This is a genomic window from Burkholderia sp. Bp9140 (assembly GCF_003853425.1).
Taxonomy (GTDB): Bacteria; Pseudomonadota; Gammaproteobacteria; order Burkholderiales; family Burkholderiaceae; genus Burkholderia.
Map to the genome: position 1 here is coordinate 119,697 of NZ_QTPQ01000027.1, position 6,969 is coordinate 126,665.

7 protein-coding genes are annotated in these 6,969 nt (G+C 71.0%); 4 read left to right on the forward strand and 3 right to left on the reverse strand.

All coding sequences use genetic code 11. From position 1 onward, the window contains the following. Positions 1-50: 50 nt before the first annotated feature. Positions 51-1,490, reverse strand: coding sequence for a multidrug transporter subunit MdtD (mdtD, locus tag DIE21_RS22675; RefSeq protein WP_124499815.1), 1,440 nt, complete (start codon positions 1,488-1,490; stop codon positions 51-53). A 223-nt stretch (positions 1,491-1,713) separates the two neighbouring features. On the opposite strand from mdtD, the gene DIE21_RS22685 reads away from it, so the two are divergent. Continuing rightward, positions 1,714-2,037: a DUF2917 domain-containing protein gene (locus DIE21_RS22685; RefSeq protein WP_124499816.1), complete on the forward strand. Its 324-nt coding sequence runs from the start codon at positions 1,714-1,716 to the stop codon at positions 2,035-2,037. Here the strand turns inward: DIE21_RS22685 and DIE21_RS22690 are convergent. Then, positions 2,010-3,242 (reverse strand): citrate/2-methylcitrate synthase, encoded by a 1,233-nt coding sequence (locus tag DIE21_RS22690; protein ID WP_124499817.1) that lies wholly within the window; start codon positions 3,240-3,242, stop codon positions 2,010-2,012. The two genes, DIE21_RS22685 and DIE21_RS22690, sit on opposite strands and share 28 nt — an antisense overlap. Before the next feature lie 139 nt (positions 3,243-3,381). Between DIE21_RS22690 and DIE21_RS22695 the strand changes: the two genes are divergently transcribed. Then, complete coding sequence (locus DIE21_RS22695) at positions 3,382-4,773, forward strand: CoA transferase (RefSeq protein ID WP_124499818.1); 1,392 nt, start codon at positions 3,382-3,384, stop codon at positions 4,771-4,773. 21 nt (positions 4,774-4,794) lie between these two features. Here the strand turns inward: DIE21_RS22695 and DIE21_RS22700 are convergent, their stop codons facing one another. Beyond that, entirely contained in the window at positions 4,795-5,541 is a 747-nt protein-coding gene (locus tag DIE21_RS22700; RefSeq protein WP_124499819.1) for a GntR family transcriptional regulator, read from the reverse strand. Between the two features lie 157 nt (positions 5,542-5,698). Between DIE21_RS22700 and DIE21_RS22705 the strand changes: the two genes are divergently transcribed. Continuing rightward, positions 5,699-6,544, forward strand: coding sequence for an aldo/keto reductase (locus DIE21_RS22705; protein WP_124499820.1), 846 nt, complete (start codon positions 5,699-5,701; stop codon positions 6,542-6,544). 35 nt (positions 6,545-6,579) lie between these two features. Continuing rightward, positions 6,580-6,969 (forward strand): hypothetical protein (locus DIE21_RS37325; protein WP_185642823.1); only part of this gene is annotated, 390 nt, incomplete at its 3' end.

The window sequence follows — 6,969 nt, forward strand, 5'->3', positions numbered from 1 at the left end:
GCACCGACCTGGTGCGTCGCGCGCCGCCGTGGCGATTGCCGCGCCCTGCGTCATGCGCGCTCGGAGGGATCGGTCTTGTACTGCGCGCGGCCGCGGATTTCGGGCGCGAGCTGCGCGAAGATCCACGCGGACGCGGCCGTGATGATCCCGACGCAGATGAAGGTCGCATGGAACGCGGGCAGCGTGTTGCTCGGCGTCACGGTGCGCAGCATCCCGGTGAAGGTGGCCAGCAGCGCACCGGCGACCGTGACGCCGAGGCTCATCGACAGCATCTGCACGAGCGAGAACAGGCTGTTGCCGCTGCTCGCGCCGCCGGTGCCGAGATCCTTCAGCGTCAGCGTGTTCATCGCGGTGAACTGCATCGAGTTGAAGCCGCCGAACAGCGCGAGGTGGACGACCTTCACCCACACGGGCACCGTGTCGCGCATCAGCGCGAAGCTCGCCATCATCACGCCGACCATGATCGTGTTCGCGAGCAGCACCTTGCGGTAGCCGTGCTGCGTGATCAGGCGCGTGATGATCCGCTTCGAGAACATCCCGGCCGCCGCGACGGGCAGCATCATCAGCCCGGCCTCGAATGCCGAATACCCGAGGCTCACCTGCAGCAGCAGCGGGATCAGGTACGGCATCGCGCCGCTGCCGATCCGTGCGAACAGGTTGCCGAGCAGGCCGACGCTGAACGTATGGATCTTGAACAGTTCGAGCGAGAAGATCGGCTGCGGCGCGCGCACCGCGTACAGGCCGTACGCGACGAAGCACGCGAGGCTCAGGATCAGCAGCACCAGCACGGCGGCGTGCTGCATCCCGAGATCGGCGAGCCCATCGAGCGACAGCGAGATCGCGACCATCCCGATCGTCAGCAGCAGATAGCCCTTCAGGTCGAAGCGGCCGACGGCCGGGTTGCGCGCGTCGGGCATCGAGTAGAAAGTCGCGACGCAGCCGGCGATGCCGACCGGGACGTTGATCAGGAAGATCCAGTGCCACGACGCGATCTTGACGAGCCAGCCGCCGAGCGTTGGCCCGATCAGCGGCCCGATCAGCCCGGGAATCGCGACGAACGACAGCGCGGACAGGTAGCGTTCGGCCGGAAACGTGCGCAGCACGGCGAGCCGCCCGACCGGCAGCAGCATCGCGCCGCCCACCCCCTGCACGACGCGGAACACCACGAGCTGTTGCAGCGTATGCGCGTTCGCGCACAGCAGCGAGCCGAGCGAGAACACCAGGATCGCGCTGAAGAACACGCGCCGCGTGCCGAACGTGTCCGCGAGCCAGCCCGAGACGGGAATCATCACCGCCATCGTCAGCGAGTACGCGATCACGACCGACTGCATCCGCAGCGGCGATTCGCCGAGACTCACTGCCATCGACGGCAGCGCCGTGTTGACGATCGTCGCATCGAGCGTCTGCATGAAGAAGCCCGTCGCGACGAGCCATAGCATCACGGTAAGGTTCTTTTCGCCGGGTGCGGCGGCGGGCGGGCGTTGGAACATGGGGACGGACCGGTGGCGCGGGACAGCCGCCATTGTAGGCAAAGCCGCCGCGCCACGCAGGATCGGGCGGGCGCGCCGGCCGTCCGGATACGATGCCGGGCGGACGCCCGTCCGCCGGCGGACCGGTACAGTTCAGCCGAAAGTGTCTGCAGGCGTATCTGTCCGCGTGCTGTCGCTGTCCGAAATACTGGTGTCATTGAACCCACGCGACCCGGAGGCGGCCATGCGCGAACTGCGACTTTACGAGATTGACGGCAACGAGCCGGCCGGACGGTGGCGGATCGTCGATCGCACCGCACTGCAGGTCGCGGACGGCGACCTGTGGGTGACGATCGAGGGCCGGCCCGACGATCACTGGCTGCGCGCCGGCGAGTCGCTGGCGCTGCTGCCCGGCATGCGCGTGTGGATCAGCGCGGCGGCGGGCGGCGCGGTGTTCGCATTCGGCCCGCAGGCGGCGCCAGCCGTGCAGGCCGCGCCGATCGCATGGCGACGGCTCGCCGCATGGCGCGGCGGCCGCGCTCAGGCCGTCGCGTCGTTGCCGACGTAGCGCGCGCGGGGCCGGATCAGTTTGCCGTCCGCATACTGTTCGAGCGCGTGCGCGATCCAGCCCGCGGTGCGGCCGGCCGCGAACAGCGTGAACGCGGCGCCGTCGGGCAGCGCGAGCGTGCGCTCCAGCACCGCGAGTGCGAAATCGATCGCCGGCTGCACGCCGGTCGCCGCTTCGACGCGTGCGGCGAGCGCACGGGCCACCTGTAGCGGCGCCCGGTCGGGCAGCGTCGCGTGCAGCGCGTCGAGTAACGCGCGTGCACGCGGATCGCCGTCGGGATAGAGCGGATGCGCGAAACCGGCGAGCGCCGTGCGTGCGCCGTCCGCGCGTTCGTCATGCGCGACGCGCAGCGCGAGGTACCGGTCGAGGTCGGCGGCGCGCGCCGCTTCATCGAGCAGGGCGCCCGCCCGGAACGTCTCGCCGCCGTGGCGCGGGCCCGACAACGCGGCGAGCCCGCCCGCGACCGCACCGAACAGGTGCGTGCCGGTCGACGCGATGCAGCGCACCGCAAAGGTTGACGGATTCAGTTCGTGATCGGCGCACAGCACGAGCGCGCGGCGCAGCAGGTCGGCCTCGTCGCGCCGCCGGATGCGCCACGCGGCGGCGAGTTGCCGATGCACGGGCGCATTGCCCGGCGCGCTGCCGGCCAGCGTGGCCGTCGTCACGCGCAGCAGCAGCGTGGCCGCGTCGAACTGCGCGTCGCGCCCCTGCGCCCACCGGCGCGGCAGCGCCGCGGCCGCGGCGGGGAGCAGCACCAGCGCACGCTCGAGCGGCGCGAGATGCGCCCAGCGGCGCGCCCAGTCGTCCCACTGCGCGGCGTCGAAACCGGTCGAGGCAAGCGATGCGGCGGCGAGCCGCGCGGGCGGACAATCCCACAACCGTGCGGCGGTTTCCTCGAGCGTCGCATCGTTCGCGAGCGCGATCGCGTCGGCGCCGCGATAGTGCAGGCGGCCGTCGGCGATCTGCGTGATCCGCGATTCGAGCACGGGCACGCCCCAGTCGAGCGAGCGCTCGGCGACGCCGCCCGCGCGTTTTGCGTCGGCGCGACGGCGCGCGAGCAGGCGCACCTCGTTCGCGTCGTAGCGGCGGCGCTTGCTCGCGCCGTCGGGCAACGAGCGCAGCAGGCCGCGGCTCACATACGCATAAAGGGTGCTCACACTGACACCGAGGATGCCGGCGGCTTCCGGCGCACTGAGGGACGTCATGCGGATCGCTCCTGTCGGGGCGCATGAAACGCAGCCCGGCTACGACTATTCGTTATGCATTGATTCGCGCAATCAAGATTGATCGCACCTGTCGCGAATTCTAGACTCGATTACGTCTCCTCAACGGCGCGTTCCCACCATGACACCCGAACTCGCATTGACCCGTTTGTGGCAACTCGCGCACGGCGAGCCCGGCGCGCTGGCACGCGCAGCGGTGACGGGGCAGGACCCGACGCTGCCGTCGACGTTCCACGTCGGCACGCTGGCCGCGGCGACGATCGCGGCAGCGGGGCTCGCGGCGGCCGAATGCCACCGGCTGCGCACGGGCGTCGCGCAGCGCGTCGACGTGTCGATGCGCGACGCGCTCGTCGCGTTCCGCAGTGAACGCTACCTGCGCGTGGACGACGGCCCGCCGCCCGAGCCGCGCCATCCGGTGACGGGCTTCCACGACACGCGCGACGGATGCTGGGTCCAGCTGCATGCGAACTTTCCGCATCACCTGCACGGGATTCTCGACGTGCTCGGCTGCGGCCCGCGGCGTGACGACGTTGCCGCGGCGATCCGCACGTGGGACGGCGCGGCACTCGATACCGCGCTGGCCGAGGCCGGCCTGTGCGCGGCATTGATCAGAACCCCTGACGAATGGGCCGCGCACGACCAGGCGCGCGCGCTCGCGTCGCTGCCGCTGTTCGAGATCGAACGGATCGGCGACGCGCCCGTCGAGGCGATCGGTCGCGGCGAGCCCGACCAGCCGCTCGCGGGCGTGCGCGTGCTCGATCTCACGCGCATCATTGCGGGGCCGGTCGCGGGCCGCACGCTCGCATCGCACGGCGCGCAGACGCTGCTCGTCAACGGCCCGCACCTGCCGAACATCGCGTCGCTCGTGATCGACAACGGGCGCGGCAAGCGCTCGACGTGGATCGACCTGCGCGAGGCAGCGGGTGTCGCCACGCTGCGCGACCTCGCACGCGACGCCGACGTATTCGTGCAGGCCTATCGCCCCGGCGCGCTCGCGGCGCGCGGGTTCTCGCCGCAGGCGCTCGCGGAACTGCGGCCCGGCATCGTCTGCGTGTCGGTGTCCGCTTACGGGCACGCGGGGCCGTGGTCGATGCGGCGCGGTTTCGACAGCCTCGTGCAGTCGGCCAGCGGCATCGCATGGAGCGAGCAGCACGCCGCGCACGCGGACGGCCCGCGCCATCTGCCGTGCCAGGCGCTCGATCACGCGACGGGCTATCTCGCGGCGTTCGGCGCGATGATCGCGCTCGCGCGCCGGGCGACGGAAGGGGGAAGCTGGCACGTGCGGTTGTCGCTCGCGCAGACGGGGCGCTGGCTGCAATCGTTCGGCGTGGTGCCGGACGGCCTGCACGCACCGGATTTGACGCCTGACGACGTGCGCGACCGGATCGACCGGACCGCGTCGCCGTTCGGCGCGATCGACGCCGTGCGCCCGGCCGAACGCCTGTCGGCGACGCCGCCGCGCTTCGCGCGGCCGCCCGTGCCGCTCGGCACGGACGAAGCGCGCTGGCTGTGAGCGCGGGCGGCGCCGCGCGCGTTACTTGCGCAGCTCGACGACGAAGTCGTAGTAGTCGTTGCGGCAGTAGGTATCGGTGAGCTCGATCGCGCGCTGGTCGGCCGTATAGCCGATCCGCGTGATCAGCAGCAGCGCGTCGTGCGGCGCGATGCCCATCTGTTGCGCGATCTCGTCGGTCGCGTTGACCGCGCGGAAATGCTGCAGCGCGCGCACGATCGGCGTGCCGCGCGCTTCGAGATAGCTGTACAGCGACCCGCCGATCGCCTGCGGATCGGGAATCAGCGTGGCGGGGAACGTCGAGTTCTCGACGGCCATCACGATGCCGTCGGCGAGGCGCAGGCGCTTCAGCCGCGTGACTGATGCGGCCGGCGACAGGCCGAGCTGAATCACTTCGTCGCGGTTCGCCGGCTGGATTTCGCGCTCGAGCCATTGCGAGCTCGGCTTGAAGCCGCGGCGCTCGAGCATCTCGCTGAAGCTCGACAGCCGCGACAGCGGATCCTCGTAGCGCGGCTGGATGAAGTTGCCGGCGCCCTGCGTGCGGCGGATCAGGCCCTGCTCGACGAGCAGCGCGATCGCCTTGCGCGCGGTGATGCGCGACACGCCGAGCGCTTCGGACAGCACGCGCTCGGACGGTAGCGCCTCGCCGGCCGCCCAGCGATTGTCGTGGATCGCGTCGCCGAGCTTGCGGGCGAGCTGCAGGTAGAGCGGCGTGTCGTTGTCGGGGTCGGGGCGCAGGTCCTGCCAGCGGTCGTCCGTGGGTGCCTTCATGGAATGGGTATCGATCAGGTTGCCGGCCATTCTAAGTCATCATGCGGCGCCGTTATAGCCGGTTTTTGCCGTGCAATAGGCGGGCAGGGCGCCGATTGACTACACTGGCCCATGCTTCGGCCGCGGTGCGCGGCCACCTATCCGCAGCGAGGAGTGCATGAGAGACACGATCGCCACGGTCGTCCTGCCGGACGGCGAGACGATTCCGAAGCTTGGCCTGGGGACCTGGGAAATGGGCGAGCGGCCCGCGCGGCGCGTGGACGAGATCGTCGCATTGCGCGAGGGCATCGCGCTCGGGATGACGCTGGTCGACACCGCCGAGATGTACGGCGACGGCGCGACCGAGGCACTCGTCGGCGAGGCGTTGGCTGGCCTGCGCGACGACGTGTTCCTCGTCAGCAAGGTGTACCCGCATCACGCGAGCCGGCGCGGCGTCGTCGCCGCGTGCGACGCGAGCCTCAAGCGCTTGCGTACCGACCATCTCGATCTGTACTTGCTGCACTGGCGCGGTTCGGTGCCGCTCGAGGAGACGGTCGAGGGGTTCGAGGCGCTGCGGCGCGCGGGCAAGATCCGCCACTGGGGTGTCAGCAACTTCGATACGGCCGACATGGCCGAACTCGTCGACGTGGCGGGCGGCAGTGCGTGCGCGACCAACCAGATCCTCTACAACATCGCGCGTCGCGGGCCGGAGTTCGACCTGCTGCCATGGCTTGCCGACCACCGGATGCCGACGATGGCCTACAGCCCCGTCGATCACGGGCGGCTGCCGAAGCGCTCGCCGCTCGACGAGATCGCGCGGCAGCGCGGCGTGTCGGTGACGCGCGTCGCGCTCGCCTGGGTGCTCGGGCAGCCGGGCGTGTTCGCGATCCCGAAGGCGTCGCGGATCGAACACGTGCGCGACAATCGCGCGGCGCTCGATCTCGTGTTGAGCGATGACGAGCGCGCGCAGCTCGACGGGTACTTCCGTCCGCCGCGCAGCAAGCGCGCGCTCGAAATGCTCTGACAGCACGGGGTCAGGCGGTGCTTCGGTCAGTGGCCATGGCCGCCGGCCGATCCACCGTTGCCGCCGCCATTGCCATTGCCGACACCGTTGGCACCGCCGTTACCGGCGCCGCCACTACCGCTGCCGTTGCCGTTGCCGCCACCGTTGCCATGACCGCCGCTGCTGCCGTTGCCGCTGCCTCCGGTTCCATGCCCGCCAGCACTGCCGCTGCCGTTGCCGACGCCGTTGGCACCGCCGTTGCCGGCACCTCCACTTCCGTTACCGCTACCGTTGCCGCCGCCATTGCCGTGGCCGCCGGTGCCATGACCGCCGCCGCCGCTGCCGCCGCTGCCGCCGCTGCCGCCGCCGCCGCCGCCGCCACCGCCGCCACCGCCACCGCCACCGCCACCGCCACCGCCACCGCCACCGCCACCGCCACCGCCACC